Source organism: Micromonospora sp. CPCC 205539 (assembly GCF_036906815.1).
Classification (GTDB): Bacteria; Actinomycetota; Actinomycetes; order Mycobacteriales; family Micromonosporaceae; genus Micromonospora.
This window is the reverse complement of record NZ_JBAKHW010000001.1, coordinates 248,765-272,351: the sequence shown is the minus strand read 5'-3', so window position 1 is coordinate 272,351 and position 23,587 is coordinate 248,765. Positions and strand designations below refer to the sequence as shown.

Annotated in this window: 18 protein-coding genes; 9 read left to right on the top strand and 9 right to left on the bottom strand. The window is 69.7% G+C overall.

The window, feature by feature from the left end:
* Positions 1-19 precede the first annotated feature (19 nt).
* The 3 genes from V6V47_RS01130 to V6V47_RS01120 all read right to left on the bottom strand — a co-directional run bounded on the left by V6V47_RS01130 (position 20) and on the right by V6V47_RS01120 (position 3,904).
* Positions 20-1,228, bottom strand: a complete 1,209-nt coding sequence (locus V6V47_RS01130) for an SfnB family sulfur acquisition oxidoreductase (protein ID WP_334626012.1) — start codon at positions 1,226-1,228, stop codon at positions 20-22.
* A gap of 190 nt (positions 1,229-1,418) precedes the next feature.
* Positions 1,419-3,227, bottom strand: coding sequence for a hypothetical protein (locus V6V47_RS01125; RefSeq protein WP_334626011.1), 1,809 nt, complete (start codon positions 3,225-3,227; stop codon positions 1,419-1,421).
* A gap of 107 nt (positions 3,228-3,334) precedes the next feature.
* Positions 3,335-3,904 carry a peptidase inhibitor family I36 protein gene (locus V6V47_RS01120; RefSeq protein WP_334626010.1) on the bottom strand — a complete coding sequence of 190 codons (570 nt, stop codon included), beginning with the start codon at positions 3,902-3,904 and terminating at the stop codon, positions 3,335-3,337.
* A 144-nt stretch (positions 3,905-4,048) separates the two neighbouring features.
* Between V6V47_RS01120 and V6V47_RS01115 the strand changes: the two genes are divergently transcribed.
* Both V6V47_RS01115 and V6V47_RS01110 read left to right on the top strand, forming a co-directional pair.
* Positions 4,049-7,561, top strand: a complete 3,513-nt coding sequence (locus V6V47_RS01115) for a BTAD domain-containing putative transcriptional regulator (protein WP_334626232.1) — start codon at positions 4,049-4,051, stop codon at positions 7,559-7,561.
* A gap of 170 nt (positions 7,562-7,731) precedes the next feature.
* A complete protein-coding gene (locus V6V47_RS01110) occupies positions 7,732-8,940 on the top strand; it encodes an MFS transporter (RefSeq protein ID WP_334626009.1) in 1,209 nt (402 codons plus the stop codon).
* Here V6V47_RS01110 and V6V47_RS01105 read toward each other — a convergent pair.
* Positions 8,937-9,524 carry a TetR/AcrR family transcriptional regulator gene (locus V6V47_RS01105; protein ID WP_334626008.1) on the bottom strand — a complete coding sequence of 196 codons (588 nt, stop codon included), beginning with the start codon at positions 9,522-9,524 and terminating at the stop codon, positions 8,937-8,939. The two genes, V6V47_RS01110 and V6V47_RS01105, sit on opposite strands and share 4 nt — an antisense overlap.
* Positions 9,525-9,633: 109 nt before the next feature.
* Between V6V47_RS01105 and V6V47_RS01100 the strand changes: the two genes are divergently transcribed.
* The 5 genes from V6V47_RS01100 (at position 9,634) to V6V47_RS01080 (ending at position 14,202) form a co-directional block, all read left to right on the top strand.
* Positions 9,634-10,101 carry a MarR family winged helix-turn-helix transcriptional regulator gene (locus tag V6V47_RS01100; protein WP_334626007.1) on the top strand — a complete coding sequence of 156 codons (468 nt, stop codon included), beginning with the start codon at positions 9,634-9,636 and terminating at the stop codon, positions 10,099-10,101.
* Positions 10,098-11,741: an MDR family MFS transporter gene (locus V6V47_RS01095; RefSeq protein ID WP_334626006.1), complete on the top strand. Its 1,644-nt coding sequence runs from the start codon at positions 10,098-10,100 to the stop codon at positions 11,739-11,741. The genes V6V47_RS01100 and V6V47_RS01095 overlap by 4 nt, the downstream gene beginning before the upstream one ends.
* Before the next feature lie 121 nt (positions 11,742-11,862).
* Complete coding sequence (locus V6V47_RS01090; protein ID WP_334626005.1) at positions 11,863-12,339, top strand: macro domain-containing protein; 477 nt, start codon at positions 11,863-11,865, stop codon at positions 12,337-12,339.
* Between the two features lie 135 nt (positions 12,340-12,474).
* Positions 12,475-13,566 carry a serine hydrolase domain-containing protein gene (locus tag V6V47_RS01085; RefSeq protein WP_334626004.1) on the top strand — a complete coding sequence of 364 codons (1,092 nt, stop codon included), beginning with the start codon at positions 12,475-12,477 and terminating at the stop codon, positions 13,564-13,566.
* 66 nt (positions 13,567-13,632) lie between these two features.
* Entirely contained in the window at positions 13,633-14,202 is a 570-nt protein-coding gene (locus V6V47_RS01080) for a hypothetical protein (RefSeq protein ID WP_334626003.1), read from the top strand.
* Positions 14,203-14,220: 18 nt separating this feature from the next.
* Here V6V47_RS01080 and V6V47_RS01075 read toward each other — a convergent pair whose 3' ends face one another.
* From V6V47_RS01075 to V6V47_RS01055, 5 genes are all read right to left on the bottom strand, one after another.
* Positions 14,221-14,736 (bottom strand): YfbM family protein, encoded by a 516-nt coding sequence (locus V6V47_RS01075; RefSeq protein ID WP_334626231.1) that lies wholly within the window; start codon positions 14,734-14,736, stop codon positions 14,221-14,223.
* Between the two features lie 117 nt (positions 14,737-14,853).
* Complete coding sequence (locus tag V6V47_RS01070; RefSeq protein WP_334626002.1) at positions 14,854-16,401, bottom strand: ricin-type beta-trefoil lectin domain protein; 1,548 nt, start codon at positions 16,399-16,401, stop codon at positions 14,854-14,856.
* A gap of 188 nt (positions 16,402-16,589) precedes the next feature.
* A complete protein-coding gene (locus V6V47_RS01065; RefSeq protein ID WP_334626001.1) occupies positions 16,590-19,733 on the bottom strand; it encodes a GH92 family glycosyl hydrolase in 3,144 nt (1,047 codons plus the stop codon).
* A gap of 144 nt (positions 19,734-19,877) precedes the next feature.
* Positions 19,878-20,906, bottom strand: coding sequence for a LacI family DNA-binding transcriptional regulator (locus V6V47_RS01060; RefSeq protein ID WP_334626000.1), 1,029 nt, complete (start codon positions 20,904-20,906; stop codon positions 19,878-19,880).
* Positions 20,907-20,987: 81 nt separating this feature from the next.
* Positions 20,988-21,599: a TetR/AcrR family transcriptional regulator gene (locus V6V47_RS01055; protein ID WP_334625999.1), complete on the bottom strand. Its 612-nt coding sequence runs from the start codon at positions 21,597-21,599 to the stop codon at positions 20,988-20,990.
* Between the two features lie 130 nt (positions 21,600-21,729).
* Between V6V47_RS01055 and V6V47_RS01050 the strand changes: the two genes are divergently transcribed.
* Both V6V47_RS01050 and V6V47_RS01045 read left to right on the top strand, forming a co-directional pair.
* Positions 21,730-22,482 (top strand): SDR family NAD(P)-dependent oxidoreductase, encoded by a 753-nt coding sequence (locus V6V47_RS01050; protein WP_334625997.1) that lies wholly within the window; start codon positions 21,730-21,732, stop codon positions 22,480-22,482.
* A gap of 159 nt (positions 22,483-22,641) precedes the next feature.
* Positions 22,642-23,568 carry an NAD(P)H-binding protein gene (locus tag V6V47_RS01045; protein ID WP_334625995.1) on the top strand — a complete coding sequence of 309 codons (927 nt, stop codon included), beginning with the start codon at positions 22,642-22,644 and terminating at the stop codon, positions 23,566-23,568.
* Positions 23,569-23,587 lie beyond the last annotated feature (19 nt).

Sequence of the window (23,587 nt, the reverse complement as noted above, 5' to 3'; positions counted from 1 at the left end):
CGGGCGGGCCGGGCGTGGGCTAGATCTGGCCGTGGTTCGGCGGCAGGACGTCGCCGACCTCGTAGGCGCCGAGGTGGTGGTACTTCCAGTCGACCGGGTCGTGGACGCTGTGGGTGCGCGCGTTACGCCAGTGCCGGTGCAGGTCCCACCGTTCGTCGGTCGCGCTGGTGCCACAGAGCGCGAACAGCTCGCTGCCCGCCTCGACGGCGACCTCGCTGGCGAACGCCTTCGCGGCGGCCACGGCCAACGATCCGGTCGTCGCGGCCTCGGCGTCGGCCGGCACGAGACCGACCCGTTCCAGCGTCCGAGCCGCGTCGGCCAGCAGCGCCTCCGCCGCTCGTACCCTGGTCGCGAGCCGGCCGTACCGGTGCAGTACGTGCGGGTCGCCGGCCACCGAGTCGGCACCCGACCGCACCGCCTCGCTGCTGGGGCGGGCGCGCTCCCGCAGGTAGGCGCGGGTGTCACGGAGCGTGCCACCGGCGATGCCGGTCTCGATCGCCGCGTGCACCAGTTGGGCTCGCGCGCCGAGCTGCTGGGGCACCGCGTACGCGGAGGCGTAGTCCAGCACCAGATCGGCGTCGACCGCCACCGCCTCCAGCGTGGTCGTGCCACTGATCGTGGCCCGTTGCCCCATCACGTTCCAGTCCGTGTCGACGGTGAGCCCGGGGGTGTGGCGGGCCACGAATGCCAGGCGCAGGCGGCCCTCGTCGTCGAGCGCGCTGACCGCGATCCAGGAGGCGGTCAACGCGCCGGTGCAGTAGTACTTGCGGCCGTCGAGCCGGAAGCCCCCGGCTGCATCGGTGGTCAATCGGGTGGTGAGGTCCTGGGCGTGCCGGCCGCCGCGTTCGGCGAGCGCGTTGCCGATGCGCTGGCCAGCGAGGACGTCGGCGAAGAGGCGCTCGCGCACTGCGGGATCGCCCCAGACGGCGAGGATGTCCACGGCGAGGAAGTGGCCCTGCGGCACCTGGGCGATGGCCGGGTCGGCGGCGGCCAGGATGCGGGTCACCTCGGCCAACGTGCGAGGGCCCAGGCCTGGCCCGCCGTGCTCGGCCGGCACGCTGATGCCGAGCAGGCCGGAGTTGTCGAGGGCGGCAAGAGCCTCCCGGGGGACGAGCGACGCGCCGGCCCGGTCGCGCTCGATCACCCCCGGCAGCAGCTTCCCCGCAACGCGGCTCGCAGCCGCCACCGCCTCGTCGTGGCTGTCCAGATATGCGGCCGCGTCGCTCACCTGCGCACCGTAGCAGGGGGCACTGCCCAGGCATCGCGGCAACTCCACGGCCGGCGGTGCCCGGCTGGTCCAGCAGCGGTGTGATCCGATTGCCCGGGGGCAGGTGTTCGAGTTCCGGCCACCGGGGACCGCGCCGTGACCGGAGGTGGGCGGGGGCTGCCCCGACGGGCGGCGCCCGCCCACCCCTGGGTCAGCCGAGGTTGTATCGGTAGCTGCCCAGGCGCGCCATGAACACGGGGTCGTTCAGGGAGGAGGTGCTCGGCCACGTGGTGCTGGTGTTCATGTCGCAGCTTCGATAGTGGTCGCAGGTCCGGTGTGAATAGGCTCCGGTGGTGAGCTCGGTGATGGACCCGTGCCCGACCGACTCGTCGTTCGGCAGGCGTTGGTAGTAGAGGATCTTGTGCCCGGGATTCCCCATGGCCGTCGCGCTGCCCTCGGAGACGACGATGTCGTCGTAGGACCCGATCAGGGTCCAGTCGGTGCCCGTACCGTCGGCCTGTGGATTGTTGGCCGACCAGTTGCGGTAGAAGGCCGAGTTGGCGGACATCTGGCTGCACTGGTAGGTGAAGGCGCCGCAACCGATCGCCATCACGCTCGAGATGCCGGCGAACGGCGTGGCGAGGGTGGATACGTCCTCCACGAAGACGTAGGGTGCCCAGCCGACGAGATTCCGCTGGGTTCCGGAGATCGCTGTCATGGCGATGAGGCCGCCCATCGAGTGGGCCACCACGTCGACGGCTACGCCGAATCGTGAGTAGCGGTTGTAGATCTCCCAGCTGAACAGCCGGCCCAACTCCTCGATGCCGGTGTCGTGGCTGCCCTCGGCGATACGGACGTCGCAGTTCCTGTCCCCCTGGTAGAAGCCGACCGTCCTGGTGGTTTGGGCGAAGGCGGGGTCTCCGTCGAGGCGGAAGTCGGCGACGGCGTTGGCCCAGTACGAGTTGTTGCAGTCCGTTCCGGAGCCGAGGACGTAGCCGTGGACGAAGTAGACGGGTTTGGCGAGATCGTCGGTGCGGCTCGGAACGCCGGGGATGGCGGAGGCGGGCAAGGAGAGGCTGCCGGTCGTACCGAAGCCCACCCGGATGACGTCGGTGCCACCACTGGTGTAGGCGACGGACCAGCTTCCATCCCGCGGGCGGAAGATGGTCAGGTCCGACGAACCGTCGCCGTCGAAGTCGCCCGGCACCGGCATGTCGTCGTAGCCGCCCCACGTGGAGCGCAGCACCACGTTGTCGCCGCCGTTGGAGCCGAGCAGCCACTGCCCGGTCGCGGGCCGGTAGATGAGCATGTCGCTGCGGCGATCACCGTTGTAGTCACCGGGGACGGGGATGTCGCCGCGGTTACCCCAGGACGTCCGGAGTGCCGCGGTGCCGCCGCCGGTGTAGGCGACCCGCCAGCTTCCGTCGGCGGGACGGAAGACCATCAGGTCGGAGCGGCCGTCGGCGTTGTAGTCGCCCGACACCGGTATGTCACCGAGCGTGCCCCATCCGGTCCTGAGGACTGTGGTGCCACCACTGCTGTACGCCACCGACCAGCTTCCGTCGGACGCGCGGAACACCATCATGTCGTCGCTGCCGTCGCCGTCGTAGTCCCCCGGTACGGGGATGTCCCCTTGGATTCCCCAGTTGGTCTTGAGTACCGCGGGACCCCCACCGGTGTAGGTGACCGACCAACTGCCGTCCCACGGACGGAAAACCGCGATGTCGGCCCTACCGTCGCCGTTGTAGTCGCCGGGAATTGGTTCGTCGCGCGCCTCCCCCCATCCGGTACGGAGAGTGGCCTGTGCGCCATCGGTGTAACCGACCCGCCAGATGCCGCCGTCCGGATGGAAGTAGGCGGCGTCGGTCTTGCCGTCGCCGTCGTAGTCGCCGACCCGGGCGGGAGCCGCGGCGTGTGCGGCCGTGGCAGGCAGGACCACCAACCCCGCCAGCGCGGTCAGCAGGGCGGCGAGAGCGGTGCTCAGTCTGCGGACGTGTCTGTGGAAGCGGTTCGATCTCATGGATTTTCCTCTGAGTCGATGGAGCCGGACGGCACCGGGCCCGGTGACCGCCGCTCGTGGCGATCACCGGGCCCGCCCCCGTACCGTCTCTTGTTGGTGGACGTCGGTCAGCAGACGTGCACGCTGTCCGCGATGTCGTTGTTGCCGTTACCGACGTAGGCGGCGCTGGCGCCCGCTGGCTCGAACCAGATCTGCTGGGGGTTGCTGCCCACGTAGTTGTAGACGATGGAGTACGCCCCGCCGGTCTGGTTGTTGTGCCAGGAGCTGGCCATGTTCTCGAAACCCTTGTCCCGCAGCCAGACGGTGCCGCAGTTGTAGTAGTCGACGTAGCGACCCTCGAAGTTGTTGTGCTCCCACAGGCAGGACCAGCCCCGGCGGCAGTTCGGGGTGCCGAGCGGCACCATCTCTTGACCCGGTGCGAGGGCGACCTTCGCGCCGGGCAGGGGGAAGGTCATGGTGACCCCGTCCTCCCAGGCGATCTGGTTCACCGAGATCTGCTTGCCGCCGTACGCCTTGATGTGGGCACTGATCTCTGACTGCAGCTTGTCCTGGGCGTTGGCCGGTGGTGCGGCCGAAGCAGCGGGCGCACCGACGGCGACGGCGAGAAGCCCGGTGAGCAGGGCGGTCAGCAGGCGTCCGGCGACCGGTCCGCGGAATCGGATCGGGATCGTGGTCACGGCATCCTCCAACGTTTCGCTTGCGTGGCTGGGACTGAACCGAGACTCCCGTCCGCTGCTAAGCGCTTTCGCAGTTCGCGACTATGTCATCGACGTACTCCGTTGTCTTCGTGGGTGACTAGGTCCTGCCGCTCAGCCACGGCTATGTCGATCTTGCGACCGGCGGCGTGGGCCCGGCTCGAGCGCCGGTGTCGCCCACCAGTGGGTTCGGGTCCGCACCTGGACCGGGATCCGGCGGACCGGCAGAATCGACGATGGCGAATTATTGCCGGTCGGCGGAAGCTGGGGACTCATCGACGCGGGAGTGATGTCGGTATGGATGCTTCCGCGTTTCGGCCGCGAGTTGGCGAGCTCATCGAGCACCACCGCCGACGGGTTGGGCTCACCCAGGACGCCCTCTCGGAGCGCAGCGGCGTCAGTGTCCGGGCACTCCGCGACATTGAGAAGGATCGGGTGCGGCAACCGCACGCCGACTCATTGGAGCGGCTGGTGGCGGCGCTCAACCTGTCGGCGGCCGACCGGGACGAGTTGCTGTCGGCAGCGCGGGTCGAGAGCCAGCCTGGCGGCGACCACCTCCGGGTCGACGTGCTCGGGCCGCTCGTGGTGAGCCGCGGTGCCAGGGCGGTCACCTTCGCCACATCGGCCCAGCGTGGGCTTCTCGGACTGCTGGCGTTGCGGCTCAACCGGTCAGTGGGTCGGGACGAGATCGTCGAGATGCTCTGGGGCGCTACGCCGCCCAAGACGGCGGCCACTCAGATCCACATGGCGATCGGCCAGCTCCGCGCGATGCTGGAGCCGACCCGCGCGCAGCGCTCGACAAGTGGATTGATCCAGCTTGACCACGCCGGCTACCTGCTGCGTCTGAGCGACGAGCACGTCGATCTTGCACGATTCGCCGCCATGCTCACCCGAGCCAGGTCCCTGCGACATCGTCGACCCGACGAGGCTTTGGACCTGCTCGAGCAGGCACTGCTCTGGTGGCGAGGCCCGGTGCTGGCCGATGCCAACCCTCGCCTGCGCGACCATCCGGTCGCCGTCGAGGCCGGCCAGCATCGCCTGGGAGCGGCTTTGCTGCTGGCTGACATCGCCCTCGAGCTACGCCGATACGACCGGGCTGTCGCACCGCTGCGCCATCTTGCCCAGGATGCCCCCTATCACGAAGGAATCCACGCCCGGCTCATACTCACCCTCGCCGGAGGTGGCGAGCGGGCCACAGCGCTGCGCCTGTTCGCCGAGGTCCGCGACCGGCTCATCGAGGAACTCGGGGTGGAGCCGGCGCAGGAGCTGCAGGCCGTGCACATTCGGGTCCTGCGCGACGAGGTGCCCGAGCAGGACATGGCACCGGACAGTGTTGCGCCGCCCGTTCCGGTTCGTTCCGGGCGCGACCCGTGGGTGGTGCCTTCGCTGCTGCCGCCGGACATCGCCGACTTCACCGGACGCGAGGAACCGGTCGACGAGGTGCGGCGGCTGCTCACGGGTGGTTCGACAGCCCTGGTTGTCGTGGCGATCGCCGGCATGGGCGGGGTCGGCAAGACCGCGCTCGCCGTCCACGTGGCGCACTCGGTCGCCGGCGCCTACGGCGACGGGCAACTCCACGTCAACCTGCGCGGTTCCGAGCCACGCCCGCTGGAGCCCGGCGAGGTTCTGGCTCGGTTCCTGCGGGCGTTGGGTGTCGACAACCGCGCGGTGCCCGACGACGTGGTGGAGCGGGCCGCCCTGTACCGGAGTCGTCTGGCGGACCGGCGGGTGCTGGTGGTGCTGGACAATGCGGCCTCCGAGGAGCAGGTCCGGCCGCTGCTGCCCGGCGCGGCCACCTGCGCGGTGCTGGTTACCGGCCGGGCCCGCCTGACCGGGATCGAGGGCGCGCACCGCATCGACCTGGACGTGTTCGAGCCGGGCAACGCCTTGCGTCTGCTGGGTCGGATCAGCGGCAGCAAGCGGGTCGAGGTGGAGCACTCCGACGCGGCCGAGATCGTGCGGCTGTGTGGCGGCCTGCCGCTGGCCGTGCGGATCGCTGGTGCTCGCCTCACCGCGCGGCCAGGATGGCGCCTGGCGCACTTCGCGGGGCTGCTCGCCGACGAGCGGCGCCGGCTCGACCGGCTGGCCACTGGCGACCTGGAGGTCCGCGCGTCTCTGGAGTTGAGTTACCGGGGCCTCCCCGACACTGCCCGACGGCTGTTCCGGACGCTCGGGCTGTTCACCACGCAGGACTTTCCACACTGGCTGGCGGCCTGCCTCCTGGGCACCTCCCTCGACGACGCCACCGAGTACGTCGACGCGCTGGTCGATGCCCAGTTGTTGGCCATGACCGCGCCCGACGGGATCGGCCAGATCCGCTACCGCTTCCACGACCTCGTGCGGCTGTACGCGCGGGAGCGCGCCGAGGCGGAGGACGGCGCGGACGGCTGCGCGGCGGTGCTGGCGTACGGCCTCGGGGCATGGCTGGCGCTCGCCGAGCGGATGGCGACCGACGTTCCCGGCCCCTGCTACGCCCCGATCCACGGGTCGGCGCCCCGCACCCCGATCGGATTCGTGACCGACGGCTCGATGCCTCGGTTCGAGGCGCTGGACTGGTTCGACGCCGAGCGGTCGGCGCTGCGGGCCTCGATCCGGCAGGCCTGCGATCTCGGCCTGGTTGAGCTCGCATTCGGGTTGGCAGGCTGCCTTGAGAAGTATTTCGACATCCGCGGGATGTACATCGAATGGGCCGCCACCAACGAGTTGGTGCTGGAGAGCTGCCGGCGCAACGGCAACCTGCTCGGCGAGGCTGTCATGCTGCGCGGCCTCGTCGACGTGCGGACCTGGAGCGGCGGCCCACAGGCTGGCGAGGCGATGGCGGCGCTTCGGGTCGACGGCGCCCGGCTGCTGGAGATGTTCACCGACCTGGGGGAGCGGCGTGGCATGGCGGACGCCGCCGTCATTTGCTCGTGGGGTCTCTCCGCGCAGGGCGCGGTCGAGGAGGCGATGGCGATGGCTGAACGCTCGCTGCGCCTCGCCGAGGAGACCCACCACGTCGGCGGGCAGGCCCGAGCCCACGTCGCGCTCGCGCTCGCCCACAGCGAGCAGGCTCGGCTGGACCTGACGCTCACCCACCTCACCGCCGCTCTGGACTTGGCCCGCTTTCTGGGTAACCCACGATACGAGTCCACTGTGCTGCAGTTCCTCGGCATCGCTCACCGGGAGGCCGGCGACCTCGATTCCAGCCGGCGAAGCCTGGCCGAATCGCTGGTGATCTCGGGGCGCTACCGCGACCACTACCCCGAGGTCCTGACGATGCTGGTGCTGGCCCGCGTCCACCTACGCAGCGGTGACTCGGGGGCGGCCCGGGCTGCGGCAGCGACGTCCCTCCTGCTGGCTCGGGAATACGGCATGACCCATCACATCGCGGGTGCCCTCGAGGTGCTCGGCGAGGTCGAGTTGGACGAGGGGCGGCCGGCCGAGGCGGTCGAGCACCTGGAGGAGTCGGTGCGGCTGTGGCGGACCCGTGGCTGGCCCTCGTACCTCGCCGCCGCCCTGACGATCATCGGACGGGCCTACCAGGAGGTCGATCCTCCCGCCGCCCACCGCGCCTGGACGGAGGCGATCGACATATACACCGGCTTGGGCGATGGCACCCGCGCCGACGAGGTGGCCGACCTGCGGGCGGCACCGAGCTGAGGGGGTCCTCGCGCCGGTGACGACCGCTGGCGGACGGGTGTGCCCGGCGCACCGAATCGGGCCGCGTGTCCAGCGGCGCAGTGGGTATGCCGCTGCGGCCCGTTAGCCGGCGGGTGTCCACGCCGACCGCGCCGGGCCGCCGCTTGAGGCTCACCCGAGGAGCACGTTTGATGACCAGCGCCGGATCGAAGCGCCTATCGCCCAGTGTCACCCTGCTCCTGCTGGCCTCGATCCTCGTGTCCTTCTTGGCGGCGTCGGCGGCCCCGACCCCCCTCTACGGGATCTACCAGGAACGCTGGCACTTCTCGCCGATCACCACAACGGTGGTGTTCGCCATCTACGCGCTCGCGGTGCTGGCGTCCCTGCTCACGCTCGGCAAGCTGTCCGATTACGTCGGGCGACGGCCGGTCCTGCTCGTCTCGGTCGCGGTCCAGATGATCGCGCTGGTCATCTTCATCGTGGCCAACGGCGTACCCACGCTGCTCGCCGCCCGCGTCGTGCAGGGGCTCGCGGCCGGCGCCGCTGTCGGCACCCTCGGTGCCGCCATGCTCGACATCAACCGCCCGCGGGGCACGCTCGCGAACTCGATCTCCCCCGGCATCGGTACGGGCAGCGGTGCCCTGCTCTCGGCGCTGCTCGTCCAGTTCCTGCCCGCACCGACGCGACTGGTCTACGTCGTCCTGTTCGTCGTCCTGTTCATCCAGGGCGTCGGGGTCGCGCTGATGCCGGAGACGGTCACGCCGATGAGTGGTGCGGTGCGGAGTCTGCGGCCGGAGATCAAGCTGCCCCGCGCTGTGCGGGGGCCCACGCTGGTCGTCCTGCCGGTGGTCTTCGCCGTCTGGGCGCTGGCCGGCTTCTTCGGGGCGCTCGGCCCGGCCCTCGTGCACACCCTCATGGACACCTCGATCGTCGTCGGAGGTCTGCTCCTCTTCGTCTTCGGCATCGTCGGGTCCCTCGCCGTGCTGCTGCTGCGCAACGCCACCGCACGGACCGTCATCCTCGTCGGAATCACCGGTCTCATCCTGGGGATGATCGTCACGCTGGTGTCGATCATGTCCGACTCCGTCGCTGGCTTCTTCGTCGGCCTCGCGCTCGGGGGCGTCGGCTTTGGCGCCGGATTCCAGGGCAGCCTCAAGACCATCCTGCCGCTGGTCGAGGCGCACGAACGCGCCAGCGTGCTCTCGCTGCTCTACGTCGTCAGCTATGTGGGCTTCGGCGTGCCCACCGTCATCGCTGGCTTCCTCGTGGTCTATGGCGGTGGTCTGCCGCGGACGGCCGACGAGTACTCCGTCGTCGTCATCCTCCTCGCCCTGGTCGCCCTACTCGGCCTGCGCAGGGCGGGCAGGACGGCACCCGAAAGGCGGACGGCGGGTAGTTAGGCGACGGCTGCGGCTTCCGCGAGCGCGGTCCGGAGCGTGCCCAGCAGCTGCTCGCTCGGGTGCTCGATCCAGTGCTGGACAGCGACCCGGAGGATGGCCAGGAAGGTGGCGGCCAGGGCGCGGGAGCGCAGCGCCACGTCGGCGCCGGTGAGCCGGTGGGTCAACTCGCCGGCCAACTCGCGCTCGACCGCGGTGTACGCGGCGACCTGGTGTGCGACCAGGCCGGGGTGCCCACGTAACTGCCGCCGCTGGATCAGCCAGGAGGGGTCGCCGTCGCCGAACGCCTCCTCGGTGAAGCGTTCGGCCGCCCGGCTCAGCACCGTCCAGGGCGGCTCGTCGGTGGGCCGCTCGCGGATCAGCTGCAACAGCCGGCGCAGGCGCATGGTGTCGCCGTGGAAGAGCGCCTCTTCCTTGTTCGAGAAGTAGTTGGAGAACGTCCGCCGGGAGACGTTCGCGGCGTCGGCGATGGCCTCGACGGTCACGCTGTCTGGCCCATGGTCGGCGGCGAGGCGCAGAGCCGCCTCGTGCAGGGCCAGGCGGGTGGCCGCCTTCTTGCGCTCCCGCAGCCCGGTGGTCTCGTCCATCGGCCCCAGGGTACGTCGGCGTAATGCCCTTCTCAATGCGCAAACTTGCCTAATGTGCAAGATCGGTAGATGATTGCGTGAGGCAACTAACTCGAGTCGGGGAGCAGACGTGGACGGGGTCGTTCGTGAGCTCGGCCTTCGGCTGTACGACCTGGTCCGGAGCGTCCGGCTGCTGAGGCAGCGTCGGGCCGACGAGCGGCAGTCCGTTCCGCCGGGCCTGGTCGGCATGCTCCTCCAGATCGACCAGCTCTCCAGCGGTTGTCACGCCCGCGAGCTGGTGCACCGCACCCGGCTCGACCCGTCCACCGTCAGCCGCTCCGTCGCGGCGCTCGTCGCGCACGACCTGGTGGAGCGGCGGCCCGACCCGACCGACCGGCGGGCGAGTTTCCTGGCGGTCACCCCGGCCGGTCAAGCCGCACTGGCGGACATCCGTGGGTGGTACGGCGAGGTGCTCGAGCGGGCGCTCGCCGACTGGACGCGCGACGAGGTGAGGGCGTTCAGCGGCGCGCTCGACCGGTTCGCCCGCGACATCGAAGTCGCACTCGGAAACCACGACAACCTGGAGGCCGCGCGATGAGCGCACCCACCCCCACGACCAGCGCAGAGCCGATGACCCACCGGCAGACGCTCGAGGCGCTCAGCGGCCTGCTACTGGTGCTGTTCGTCGCGATGCTGAGCAGCACGGTCGTCTCGACCGCGCTACCGAAGATCATCGGATCGCTCAACGGCTCACAGAACCAGTACACCTGGGTGGTCACCGCGACCCTGCTCACCGCGACCGCGACCACCCCGATCTGGGGCAAGCTCGCGGATCTGTTCAACAAGAAGCTCCTCATCCAGATCGCCATCGTGATCTTCCTGCTGGGCTCCGTCATTGCCGGCTTCTCCCAGAGCGGCGGTCAGCTCATCGCCGCCCGCGCGTTCCAGGGCATCGGTGTCGGCGGCCTGCAGGCCCTCGTCCAGGTGGCGATCGCGGCCATGATCCCGCCACGTGAGCGTGGCCGTTACAACGGTTACCTCGGTGGCGTCATGGCGGTCGCCACGGTCGGCGGCCCGCTGCTCGGCGGTCTGATCGTCGACACGTCCTGGCTGGGTTGGCGCTGGTGCTTCTTCGTCGGCGTGCCGGTCGCCGTCATCGCGCTGCTGCTGCTCCAGGCGACCCTGCACCTGCCGACCGTCCGGCGGGAGAACGTCAAGATCGACTACCTGGGCGCCAGCCTGATCGCGGCCGGTGTCAGCCTGCTGCTGGTCTGGATCTCGTTCGTCGACGGCTCGTTCGCCTGGGTCTCCTGGCAGACCGCGGCCATGGTGGGTGGTTCGATCGCCCTGCTCGCCCTGGCGGTCTGGGTCGAGTCACGAGCAGTCGAGCCGGTCGTCCCGCTCGGCATCGTGCGCGAGCACACCACCGCGCTGGCCATCCTCGGCAGCCTCGCGGTCGGCATGGCCATGTTCGGCGGTGCCGTCTTCCTCGGCCAGTACTTCCAGATCGGCCGCGGCTACAGCCCGACCGAGGCCGGCCTGCTCACCATCCCGATGATGGCCGGCGTCCTCGGAACGTCGATCGTCGCCGGCCGGCTCATCACCAAGAGCGGGAAGATCAAGCCGTACATCGTCGTCGGGTCGATCACGCTCGTCGTCGGGTTCGCGCTGCTCGGCACCATCGACCACGAGACGTCGCTGGTCCTGGTCGGCGCGGCCATGTTCATCGTCGGCACCGGCGTCGGCCTGACCATGCAGAACCTCGTCCTCGCGGTGCAGAACACGGTCGCGCTCAAGGACATCGGCGCGGCGAGCTCCAGCGTCGCGTTCTTCCGGTCGCTCGGCGGCACCATCGGCGTCTCGGTGCTCGGCGCCGTCCTCGCCCGCCGGGTCAGCGACCAGATCACCCACGATCTCACCGCCGCCGGGATCCCCGCTTCCGGCAGCTCAAGTGGCAGCAGCAACCTGAACATCACCGCCCTGCCCGAGGGCATCCAGCACATCGTCCGGGCCGCGTACGGCGACGCCACCGGGCACATCTTCCTCATCTCCGCTGCCATCGCGGTCGTCGGCGTCGTCGCCGCGCTCCTGCTCCGGCCGGTCACCCTGCGAACCAGCCTCGACCTGCCGGACGCCGCCACGTCCACGGCCGTCGCTGCCGACGCGATCGACGGCGCCCCCGCCTTCGACCAGGTGTCCGTCGACGCCACGCCGACCAGGGCTGCCGACCGGCGCTGACGGTGAGCCGGACGACCCGGGGCTGTCGCCGTCGACCGACGGCGACGCCCCCGGCCGGCCCGGCGAGTTGGGCGAATCAAACCGATCGCAGACCGTCCTACGGGGATGGCAGGCTGGCGTCATGACCCCGTTGACGATCCTGCAGGGTGATGCGACCAACCCTCAGGCCAAGGGCCGAAAGGTGATCGCACACATCTGCAACGACCTTGGCGGCTGGGGCAAGGGCTTCGTGGTGGCGATCTCCCGCCGCTGGCCGGAGCCCGAACGTGACTACCGGCAGTGGCATCGTGGGCGCGCGGGCAACGACTTCGCGCTTGGTGCTACCCGGCTGGTCCGGGTCACCGAGGGCATGTGGGTCGCGAACATGGTCGGCCAGCGGGGAATGAAAACGGGCAGCGCCGGCCCGCCGATCCGCTACGACGCCGTCGAACGTTGTCTGACCTCGCTCGCCGATCATGCGCAGGCGTTGGGGGCGTCCGTGCACATGCCGCGCATCGGTTGTGGCCTCGCCGGTGGCACCTGGGGCCGGATGGAGCCGATCGTCCTGCGGACCCTCTGCGCGCGGGACATCGCCGTGACCGTCTACGACCACCGTTGACCCATCGGGCCTCGCACCCGTCGGGGGAGACCCCGGGGGCGTTTCCCGGATGTGCCCACCGCCCGCGTTCTGTCAGGTTGGCGTTGACGAGCTGCGGACCGGGAGGTCGGGATGAGACGAGTACTTCGATCGCTGGTGACTGCGACGACAGCGTTGGCGGTTGTTGCGGCGCCGGCTGCCGCGGTGGCCGCGCCGAGGGAGGCGGATCGCGCCGGGCTGCAGAGGCGGCTGGACGACGTCGTGGCCGCCGGTTCGGTGGGCGCGCTGGCCGAGGTGCGTGACGAGCACGGTGTCTGGCGGGGCACCAGCGGTGTCGCCGAACTGGACACGACCCGCCCGGTTCCGGTCCACGGCCGGTTCCGGGTCGGCAGCATCACGAAGACCTTCCTCGCCGCCGTCGTCCTGCAGCTCGTCGGCGAAGGCCGGCTGCGGCTCGACGACACGGTGGAGACGTGGCTGCCCGGCGTTCTCCCGGCCGGTCACCACACGACCGTGCGCCAGCTGCTCAACCACACCAGCGGGTCGTACGACTATCTGCGCACACTGCCGATGCCACCGGCGCCGGACTTCCTGGGCATCCGCTGGCGTACCTGGACCGCGACCGAGCTGATTCAGCGTGCGGTGGCCAACCCCCCGACCTTCGAACCGCCGGGCTCGGCCTACGCGTACTCGAACACCAACTACCTCCTGCTCGGCCAGATCGTCGAGGAGGTGACCGGCCGGTCGTACGGCGAGGAGGTCGAGCGTCGGCTCATTCGACCGCTGCGGTTGCGCGGCACGGTGATGCCGGGGACGTCGCCGTGGATCCCCGGGCCGCACCCGCACGGCTATGTGCCGATCCTGCGGGGGAGCGAGACGCAGCTCGTCGACTACACGGAGATCAATCCGTCGGTGATGGGGGCGAGCGGCGAGATGATCTCCACGACGAGGGATCTCAACCGATTCTTCGCCGCACTGCTCGGTGGGCGCCTGCTGCCAGGCCACCTGCTCGACGAGATGAGGACACCGGGCGTCGAGGGCCGGCGGTACGGGCTCGGGCTGGCCTGGCGGGACACCTCGTGCGGGATCCGGGTGTACGGCAACGACGGTGATGCCCTCACGTACCAGGTCTGGTCATTCTCCACGTCGGATCGACACCGGCAGGTCAGCGTCGCGCTCACACCCGCATTCCGCGGCGACGTCGACGACGCGGTGAACGCCTTGCTGAACAAGGCCATCTGCGGTTGACCGCTGGCGTGGCCACCCACCGGGCCCCCGAATCGGGGCCAAACCGTCGACAGGCATCATGTCGGCGTGAATTCAACCCTCGCCGCTCTGCTCGGCTCCGCGATCACCGCCTTCGCATCGCTGTTCGTGGTCCTGGTGCAGGACCGGTTGAGGCGGCGACACCGCGAGCGGGCCGACCTCCAGCGGGCGTACATCCTGATCCTGTCCGGCGCCCTGCGCCTCGCGCACAAGGCCGAGGCGCTGCGGCAGACCAAGTACTGGCGCTCGGGCCTGGGGGAGGTCGGCAACGAGTTGCTGGGAGGGCACCGACCGCTGGGTCCGATGGTGCTGCACGACTGGCTGGCCAAGGACATGGTCACGGTGGAGGCCGCCTGGTCGGAGATCTGGATCAGCGGTGACCAGGACGGCATCGCCCTGGCCAACGGGCTCATGACCGCCTTCAACGGCGTGCTGGAGGCTGCCGTAGGGGCCAGCGGCACCGAACCGTTCGAAGCCCCTGACGAGATGGTGGTCGCCAGCCGCCGCCTCGGCGAAGCACGGGGGCAACTCGCCCTGCACGCTCGCCGCGTCGCGAAGCTCGGGCCCCGGGACGTGGACCTGTTCACCGACCGTGAATACGGGCTGGCGGCGGGCTGACCTCAGTCGGCAACACGTTCAGTCGAGCCAGCAGATCACCGCGTCACCGCTCGTGGCGGCGCTGGCGAAGAACTGCTTGGCGTCGAGCAGGTGATGGACCGCCCACGTCAACTGGTCGGCTCGGTCCCACACGTCGGGATAGACCTCGGCACGCGTGAGCTCCCCCGGGTCAACGCCGCGGAGGAGGTCCTCCTCCGTAAGGTCAGCCAGGCTGGCAGCAGCGGCGGTCACTTGCTCCGGCGTGAGGTAGCGGGGCGGCCCGTATCCCCAGTCGGCCGTATCGAGAGACTCGTCGTCGTCATCGTCATCGTCGTCGTAATGGCTCTCCACGAAGGCCTCGGCTCCCCACACGATCGGCACGGCGAAGCCGTACCGTTCCAGCAGGAAGTCCAGGCCATGCCATGTCTTGCCGGTGCAGTGCCAGCGATCGCCCTCGTCGTCGACGGCGGTCTGGGCCATCTCGTGGGCCCAGTCGAGATCGTCCTTCGCCCGCGCAAGGTCCGCCGCTGTCACCCGCAGCCAATTCCCGTTCATGCTCACGAGTCGGCAGCATAGGCAGCCGCTCTGACACCACGTACGGCCGCCGATCTTGGACAGTTCCCGTTAGGTAGGCGCTGACGGAAACTGCCCAAGATTGGCATGAGGGCGGGGTCAGCCCTGCCGCCACTTCTGGTTGGCGGTGCCGGCGCAGTCCCAGATGATCAGCCGTGCGCCGTCGTTGCCGTTCCAGCCGTCGATGTCGACGCACTTGTTGGCCTGCGGGTTCACCAGGTCGCCAGCGGCCGACAGGACGAACTGCTGGGCGCCCGTGCCGTTGCAGGTCCAGAGCTGGATTGGCGTGCCGCTGGCGGTGGAGCCACCGGCGACGTCCATGCACTTGTTGTTCTGTGAGCGCAACGCACCGCCGCTGAACGTCCACGCCTGCGCGCCGGTCCCGTTGCAGCCCCAGGTCTGCAGGGGTACGCCGTCGCTGAAGTTGGATGACGGCACGTCGATGCACTTGTTGTTCCAGTTACTGATCAGGCGGGTGCTCCCGCCACCGCCGGTGGTGACCAGGCTGAGTCCGTAGGTGCTGAGGATCTCGTTGACCGGCTGGAACCACATCGTGGCACCGGAACTGCAGTTGCCGGACCCGCCCGAGGTCACGCCCTGCGCCTGGTTCCCCGAGATCCACGAGCCACCGGAGTCCCCGGGCTCGGCGCAGGCGTTGCTGCGGCTGAGGCCGGAGACGGCGCCCTGGGCGTAGTTGATCGTCTCGTTGCGGCCGAGAATCGTGCCGCAGCGCCAGCCGGTCGTACGGCCTGACCGGCACACCGAACTGCCGATCGCGGCATCCTGTGAACCCGCGACGGTCACGTTGCCACCGGCGTAGTTGTTGACCCACGGTTGTGGAGTCCAGGAGCCGTTGGTGCGGATCCACGAGTAGTCGTTGCCGGGGAACGACGAGCCGGCGAAGCTGCCCTGTGCCACGTTGTTGTAGCCGAGGGTAGGGCTGCCGACGCCGCCGCAGTGTCCGGCGCTGACGAAGCCGCCGACGACCGCGAAGCCAACGGAGCAGAGCGTGTTGCCGTTGATGACGTACTGGTCGCCACCGCGGATGTCGTACAGGGGCCGGGGTGCGTCAGGGCTTTCGACGACCGCGATGTCGCCGGGGGCGACGCCGCTGTCCCGGGCGAATGACCTGGCGGCCTGCTCGCCGCCGGGCTGGGCCCGCACGACGACACGGTTGGCCGGGACGTCGACGTACCAGCCGTGGACGGTTCTGCCGGCCTTGACGCCGTGCCGGTCGAGCGTCGTCAGCGTGGCGTTGAGTTGTTTCTCGCTGCGGGAGACCACCGTGCCGTCGGCGCCCTGCGCGCGTACCACCGTGAGGGCGGAGGTGTCGGTGACCGCGACGGTCAGGCGGACGCCGCCCTCCGGGATCCAGGCGCCGGCGAAGGACGGGCCGAGCCGCTCGCGTAGCCGCCGCTCGACGGCGGGCGCGGCGGCCTCGACCCGCACCCGCTCGGCGATCTGGGCGTCGGTGAGGTGCAGATCCCGCCGCATGGCGGCGACCATCTCGGGATCCATGTCCAGGTGCGGCGCGGCGGACGGCGCGGCCGGTGCGGCGCCCGCGTCGGCGAAGCCGAGGGTCGGTGTGAGGCTGAGCGTGGCGAGCACCGTGGTGGCGATGCCGAGCATCTTCGGTAGACGATTCATGGGGATTCCTTCCAGCTTCCGGCCGCGCGTCGACCGCGGACCGGCGGTGGCGGAGGAGGTACCGGAATGGACAAGGAGAGCGCTCTCCCGTTCCCGAGTCTGACCGTGACATTGGTGAGTGTCAATCTTTTGAGGCGGGGGAGCGAGTTCGGGGCGGCCGTCCGAAACCGGACGACCGCCCGAACCCGTCAGGTGCCGTAGACCTCGACCTCGAAGATGCGCGCCGCCTGATCGGTGGTCTGCGTCGGGGTGAGGACATTCAGTCGTACGTACCTGCCGCTGACCGCCATCGGGTGGGTGCTGACGTTGGCCGTGTTGGCCCGTGCCTGCACCGCCGTCGTCCAGGTGGTGCCGTCCGGCGAGACCTGCAGGTCGAAGTCCCGGGTGTTCCAGGCGCTGTTCTCGCCGCCGGCCCCGGCGTGCTGCACCGTGACGGACTGGATGGCGCGGCTGGTGCCCAGGTCGATACGGAGGAACTTGGTGCCGCCCGTCGAGCACCACTTGTCGGAGACGCCGCCGGACGTGCTGCCGTTGACGGCCTTCTCGGGCCCTTCGGTGCTCGCGCACTGGGAGTCGGCGGTGGCCGGCCGATTGAGCGCGAGGTTGGTCGGGCCGCTACCCCCGTACACCTCGAACTCGTCGATCCGGGCCGCGCCGTTCCCGTCGTTGGCCGGCGTGGTGACGTTCAGCCGGACGTAGCGGGCCGTGGCCGCCGAGATCGGATGGTACGTACGGCTGGAGCGGTTGCCGGACACCGTCGTCCGCGTCGTCCACGTGGTGCCGTCGGTGCTGGTCTGGATGGTGAACGCGCCGGTGTTCCAGCCGGTGTTCTCGCCACCGAGGCCGGCGTGTTTCACCACGAACGATCCGACGGTCTGGTTGGACCCCAGATCCACCTGGAGGACCTTGGTGCCGGCCGCGAGGGAGCACCACTTGGTGGCAGTGCCGAGCTTGCTGTCGAACGCCTTCTCCGGGCCCTCCGTCGCGCCGCACGGCGTAGAGCCGGTGGCCGGTTTGCCGGCGGCCAGGTTGGCGCCCAACTCCGGTGCGGCGGCCGGCGGCGTGAACCCGTCGGTGAACGACGGCGGCACGTTGGCCGGGCTGGTGCCCCACGACGACGGTGAACCGCCCATGCCGTACGACAGGGTGGCCCCACCAGCGATGTCGGCGTACCGCAGCCAGGGACGCTGCGTCGACGTGCCGTTGACCGACAGGCTCTGTACGTACTGAGCGCCCTGCCCGGCGTTGGTGCCGGTGATCTGGATGTCGCCGCTCGGCCGGTCGACGAGGACCGACGGGAAGAGCGGACCGTGCAGCGCGAGCGTGTCCGCACCCGGGGTGGGCGGGTACATGCCCATCGCCGACCAGACGAACCACGCCGAGGTGGCACCCAGGTCGTCATTGCCGGGCAGGCCGCCGGCGCCGGTGGTGAACGACTCGTTGATCACTCGTCGAACCGCCGCGCTGGTGCCGGCCGGCGCTGCCGCGAAGTGGTACGCCCACGGCACGCCGTGCTCCGGCTCGTTGCCGATGTAGAAGTACGGCTGCGACTGACCGCCGTTGGTCTGGGTGAAGTGGTGGTCCAACCGCTGGATGGCGGTCTGCCGGCCGCCCATCAGGTTGATCAGGCCGGCGAAGTTGTACGGGACCATCCAGGTGTACTGCGCCGCGTTGCCCTCGACGTAGCCGGACTGGCTGGCTGGATCCAGGGGCCACGGCCAGGTGCCGTCGGCGTTGCGCCGGTGGACGTAGCTCGACTCGGTGTTGAAGACGTTGCGCCACCACTGGGCACGCGTCATGTGGGTGTTGTACTTCGCGGTGTCGCCGAGGGCCTTGGCGAACTGGGCGACGGCGAAGTCGCTCGCCGAATACTCCAGCGAGTCCGACGGGTCGCCGTCGATGTACTGCCGCTGCACGAAGCCGCTCTGCCGACCACGGATGGGACTGCCCTGGGTGGTCCCGCCGTTGGAGCTCTTCTCCATCAGGGTGAGGGCCGCCGCGGTGTCGAAGTCGCGGGCGCCGAACTGGTAGAGGCTGTCGACGACGATCGGGCCCGGATCGCCCGTCATCACGAACGCCTCGTTGGTGTTGTGCGACCACTTGGGCAGCAGGCCACCCTGCTGGCCGTCGAGCACCATCGACTTGGCGATGTCGGCGGCCTCCACCGGTGCGATGAACGCGATCAGCGCCGACCACGATCGGTAGATGTCCCACCCGGAGTAGTTCTGGTACACGGGATGGCTTGCCGTGTGGATGGCGTTGTCGAAGCCGCGGTACTGCCCGTTGACGTCGTTCGACACGTTGGGGTTGATGAAGACGCGGTAGAGCGCGGTGTAGAACTTCTGCAGATCGGCGGCGGACCCACCGGTCGCCTGCACCCGGTTCAGAATCGCGTTCCACTGCGCGTCCGCGTTGGCGCGTACGGTGTTGAACGCGAAGCCCGACTGCTCGCCGGCGAGGTTGGCCTGGGCGCCCGCCTGGCTGACGAACGAGATGCCGACCTTGACCTGCACGACAGGGTTGCTGGACGTGTCGAAGGTCAGATAGCCGCCGGAGTTGGTGCCGCTGGTGGAGGACGAGCCGGCGCTGACGGTGCCGCCGAGCCAGGTGCCGACACCGGTGGGCGCGCGGTCGAACTCCATCCGGTAGAAGATCTGGTAGGTCCTGCTGTTGCCGCAGAAGCCGCCGCCGGTGACGCTGCCGGTCACGGTGGAACCGCTGATCGCTATCGCACCGCTCCGGTTGCCGGTCGCGCTGCGGCTGGTGTTGATCAGCACGCGTGCCGTGTTGGTCGACGGGTAGGTCAGGCGCAGCGCCGCCGTACGCGTGGTGGCCGTCGCCTCGACCTTGGTGTTGCCGTAGTTGCTGAGGACGGCCTGGTAGAAGCCGGGACGGGCCTGTTCCTGACTCTTGTCCTGGGTGGCCCGGTAGGACGTCCAGGAGGTGCCCGGCGAGGCGCCGACGGCACCGGTGATCGGCAGGATGCCGAGGTCCTCGTTGTTGGCGCAGCCCGCGCCGTTGAAGTGGGTGAGGCTGAACTCCTCGATCTGGTTGTCGCTGAACCGGTAACCCGAGGGTGACGCGGTGGGCGTGTCCGGGCTGAGCTGGACCATGCCGAAGGGCTGTATCGGGCCGGGGACGGTGCTACCGCCGGCACCGCCGCCGACGGGGTTGGGGGCGTTGCTGTCGTCGGTGCCGATGAACGGGTTCACGTAGCCGGTGAGGCTGAGGGGCGCGGCCTGGGCGGGCGAGGCGACCGCGGTGAGCAGGGACATGCCGGTGACGGTGGTGGCCAGCAGGCTGAGCAGACGGGACGGGCCTGGTCGGAGCATGGTGGGGTTCCTCCTTCGGAGGCGCGGGGCGGCTCCCTGACATCGTTGTCATCGAACGACGTCGACTCGATGTCTAGTCCTCGAAGAGAAGTTTGTCAATGTCCGGCGGATATCCGGGCCCCGCGACCCGGTAGCCGTGTCTGATCAGCCCAGGTGATCGCGTGGCGGGCTCTCGCCCGAGCCGCGGGCCAGCAGCCGGGTCGGGATCACCGCGCGCTGGGCGGGACCGCCGTCACCGTTGATCCGATCCAACAACAGCTGCGCCGCCCGCTGTCCCATCTTCTCCGTATCGTGCGCGATGACGCTCACCCCCAGCACCTCGCCGAGATCCAGGTCGTCGAAGCCGATCAGCGCTGGCGGCGCAGGATGCCCGCGCAGCGCCCGGAGCGCACCGTTGGTGATCCGGTTGTTCGTGGTGAACAAGGCGGTCGGGGGAGGGGTGCGACTGAGCAGATCGAGGACCGCCCGCTCGGCGGTGACCACGTCGTGCGCGTCCTGGACCAGGTAATCCGCCCAGTCCGAGATCCCCGCCGTCGTCATCGCCTCGGCGAACCCGGCCACCCGCTCGCGGTGGGTGGTCAGCCGGGACAGGTCCCCGACCACGCCGATCCGGCGGTGACCGGCCGCGATCAGGTGCGCCCCGGCCTGCCGAGCGCCATTGTGGTTGTCGAGCAGGACCACGTCCGCGGTCAGGTTGACCGGGGGGCGGTCGACGAAGACGAACGGGATGCCGTGACGGTGTTCGGCCGCCAGGTGACCGTGCTCGGCCGCCGCCGAGGCGATCACGAGTGCCCGGACCCGTCGCTCGAACAGGGTGTCGAGGAGCTGGCGTTCCCATTGTGGGTCCTCGTCGGTGCTGGCCGTGATCAGTTGCAGGCCGTGCATGCGCAGTTCCCGTTCCAGGCCGCTGGCCAGCTGCGAATAGAACGGGTTGGCCAGGTCGCCGGTGAGCAGACCGACCAGGGTGGAGGCGTTCGCGCCGCGACGAAGCTCGCGGGCGATGCCGTTCAGTCGGTACCCGAGCTGGTCTGCCGCGTGTTGCACCCGCATCCGGGTGTCCGCGGCCACGCGGGGCTCGCCACCCAACGCTCTGGAAGCCGTCTTCACCGACACACCGGACAGGGCGGCAACCTGCGTGAGACTTGGCCGGCTGGGTGCCGGATCAGCGGTCATGGTCGGAATTATCGCATCCGTGCCGCAACCGGCCTTCCTCCGCTAGTGGACCTCACGTGCGGCGCTCGTCGACTGTGCCCTTCATCCTCGCGAACGGTATGCGTCGGTGAGAGGCAGGCCCTGGAAGGCTTGTTCGGCGGCGGCGTCGAGGGCGTCCTGACCGATGCCACCCTTGGCCAGTACGTCCATGCCGCGGTTGAGCGACAGGATCATGCAGCCGATGGCGCAGCCGTTGGCGCCCGGATCGAGGTCGCCGTGGCGTTGGGCCGCGGCGACGCAGTCGGTCAGGATCCGCTGTTGCTCGGAGAAGACGCCGAGGATGACGTCGTGGGCCTGCGCGTCGTGGTCGCCCACCTCGAGCGCGAACTTGCCGGCCATGCAGCCGAAGCGTTCGTCGTCGCGGAGCACGAACCCGGCACCCGAGAGGATCCAGGCGTGCAGCCGGTCGATGGCGGTGTCGTCTGGGCCGTCGAGTTCCTCGTGCGTCTGGATCAGGGCCTGGCGGACGTACTCGTGCAGGGTCTTGATGAACACGGTGTGCTTGTCGCCGAATGACGCGTAGAGGCTGCCGCGGCCGAGGCCGGTGGCCGCCGAGATGTCGTCGAGGCTCGTGCCGGCGTAGCCGCTGGCCCGGAACTGGCGGACGGCAGCCTCAAGGACGGTCTGCTCGTCGAAGGTGCGAGGGCGGGGCATGTATCCCAGCGTAACAGGTTTTTGACCGTGTAGTACAGAACACAGTCCGAGTTATTGACGGGGCAGTACAGAACCGGGCTATGTTTTTGACGTACCAGTACAGAATCCGTCACGACAAGGGAGCACACCCATGAGCGGCACGCTCACTGGCAAGATCGCACTCGTCACCGGTGGCAGCACCGGTATCGGCCTGGCCTCCGCCAAGCGGCTCGTGGACGAGGGTGCGTACGTCTTTATCACCGGCCGACGTCCCGCCGAGTTGGAGAAGGCGGTGGCCGAGATCGGGCATGATGTCCGCGCCGTACCCGGTGACATCGCCGACCTGGACGACCTCGACCGGCTCTACGCCACGATCCGGGAGGAGAAGGGGCGACTCGACATCCTGGTCGCCAACGCCGGCACGGTGGAGGTTCGCCCGACCGCGCAGGCCGACCCCGAGCATTTCGACAAGATCTTCAACACCAACGCCCGGGGTACCTACTTCACCGTTCAGAAGGCCCTGCCGCTGTTCGATCGGGGCGGCAGCATTGTCCTGGTCTCCTCCGGCATGAACGTCAAGGGCTTCCCGGCGTACGGCGCTTATGCCGGCACCAAGGCCGCGATCCGCTCGTTCGCCCGCACCTGGGCCGCCGAACTGAAGGACCAGGGCGTTCGGGTGAACGTGCTGAGCCCCGGCGTGATCGAGACGCCGATCATGGACAGCCAGTTCGCAAGCCCGGCCGAGCTCCAAGCCGGCCTCGAGATGTTCAAGTCGATCATCCCGCTCGGCCGGCTCGGGCGCCCCGACGAGATGGCCAACGCCGTCTACTACCTGGCCTCGGACCAGAGCAGCTACACCACCGGATTCGACCTGGTAGCCGACGGTGGTGTCGTCGAGATCTGAGGTCACACAAGCGGTCCGGGTCCGATTCCGGACCCGGACCCGGACCGCGCCCGCGACGCAGACGAATCGACGTTGCCCCTCACGGGATGTCGCCCCGGGACCGTCTCGCGGTGCAACACCGGCTTGACAACTGGGTGGGTCCGCAGTGGACGATCTGGTGTGCGAATCCTCGTGGTGGGTGGAAGCGGCCTGATCGGTGCCCATGTCGGGCAGGTGTTGCGCGAACGGGGCCACGACGTGACCTCGGTGGCGCGCACCGCGAATCCGGGTGTCGACCACCTGGTCGATCTCGAGTCCGCGTCGATCGACGAGCTGCGGCCGCTGCTCGCCGGCCATGACGGCGTCGTGTACGCCACCCGCAACGACGAGCAGCGGCCGCTGCCCAAGCCGATCTATCCGGTGTTCCGCCACGACATCGTCGATCCGGTGGTGCGCCTGTTCACCGCCGCCCGCGCGGAGGGCCTCACCCGCGGGGTCATCATGGGCTCGTACTACACCTACTTCGATCGGCTGCACCCGCAGTGGCGGCTCGCGGAGCGCCACACGTACATCCGATGCCGCATCGAGCAGGCCCAGGAGGGCCGTGCGGCGGCCGGTCCGGATCTGCCGGTTGCCGTGATCGAGCTGCCCTTCGTCTTCGGCCGGGCCGGCGACCGGCTGCCGAACTGGGCCGGGCCGCTGGATCGGTGGGCGCGCTCTCGTACCCCTCTGGTCGTCCCCACCGGCGGGACCGCCGCGGTCTCGGCGCGCAGCGTGGCCGAGACCGCGGTCGACGCTCTCGAGCAGGCCCGCGGCGAGGACATCCCGATCGCCGACGAGAACCTGACGTGGACCGAGATGATGGCGCGCATCGCCGAGGCGGTCGGCCGACGCCGCCGGGTCGGTCGGCTCCCGGCCGGTGTGGCGAAGGCCGCCCTACGAGGTGGCGGCGCATTCCAGGCCCTCGGTCGCAAGGAGTCCGGCGTCAACCCGAGCTACCTCGCCGACCTCATGCTCGCGGAGTTGTTCGTCGAGCCGACGACCGGCCGACCACTGGACCCGGCGCTGCGCGAGACCTTCCCCGACCCCAGCGCACCCCCCGCCTAGCGCGGACCAGGCCGTGCCG

Coding starts and splice junctions, on each gene's coding strand:
- V6V47_RS01105 (WP_334626008.1), bottom strand. CDS start 9,524: ATGGACGAGACCACCGGGCTGCGGGAGCGCAAGAAGGCGGCCACCCGC.
- V6V47_RS01075 (WP_334626231.1), bottom strand. CDS start 14,736: ATGAACGGGAATTGGCTGCGGGTGACAGCGGCGGACCTTGCGCGGGCG.
- V6V47_RS01095 (WP_334626006.1), top strand. CDS start 10,098: ATGAGCGCACCCACCCCCACGACCAGCGCAGAGCCGATGACCCACCGG.
- V6V47_RS01090 (WP_334626005.1), top strand. CDS start 11,863: ATGACCCCGTTGACGATCCTGCAGGGTGATGCGACCAACCCTCAGGCC.
- V6V47_RS01065 (WP_334626001.1), bottom strand. CDS start 19,733: ATGCTCCGACCAGGCCCGTCCCGTCTGCTCAGCCTGCTGGCCACCACC.
- V6V47_RS01125 (WP_334626011.1), bottom strand. CDS start 3,227: ATGAGATCGAACCGCTTCCACAGACACGTCCGCAGACTGAGCACCGCT.
- V6V47_RS01050 (WP_334625997.1), top strand. CDS start 21,730: ATGAGCGGCACGCTCACTGGCAAGATCGCACTCGTCACCGGTGGCAGC.
- V6V47_RS01055 (WP_334625999.1), bottom strand. CDS start 21,599: ATGCCCCGCCCTCGCACCTTCGACGAGCAGACCGTCCTTGAGGCTGCC.
- V6V47_RS01115 (WP_334626232.1), top strand. CDS start 4,049: ATGTCGATCTTGCGACCGGCGGCGTGGGCCCGGCTCGAGCGCCGGTGT.
- V6V47_RS01110 (WP_334626009.1), top strand. CDS start 7,732: ATGACCAGCGCCGGATCGAAGCGCCTATCGCCCAGTGTCACCCTGCTC.
- V6V47_RS01070 (WP_334626002.1), bottom strand. CDS start 16,401: ATGAATCGTCTACCGAAGATGCTCGGCATCGCCACCACGGTGCTCGCC.
- V6V47_RS01060 (WP_334626000.1), bottom strand. CDS start 20,906: ATGACCGCTGATCCGGCACCCAGCCGGCCAAGTCTCACGCAGGTTGCC.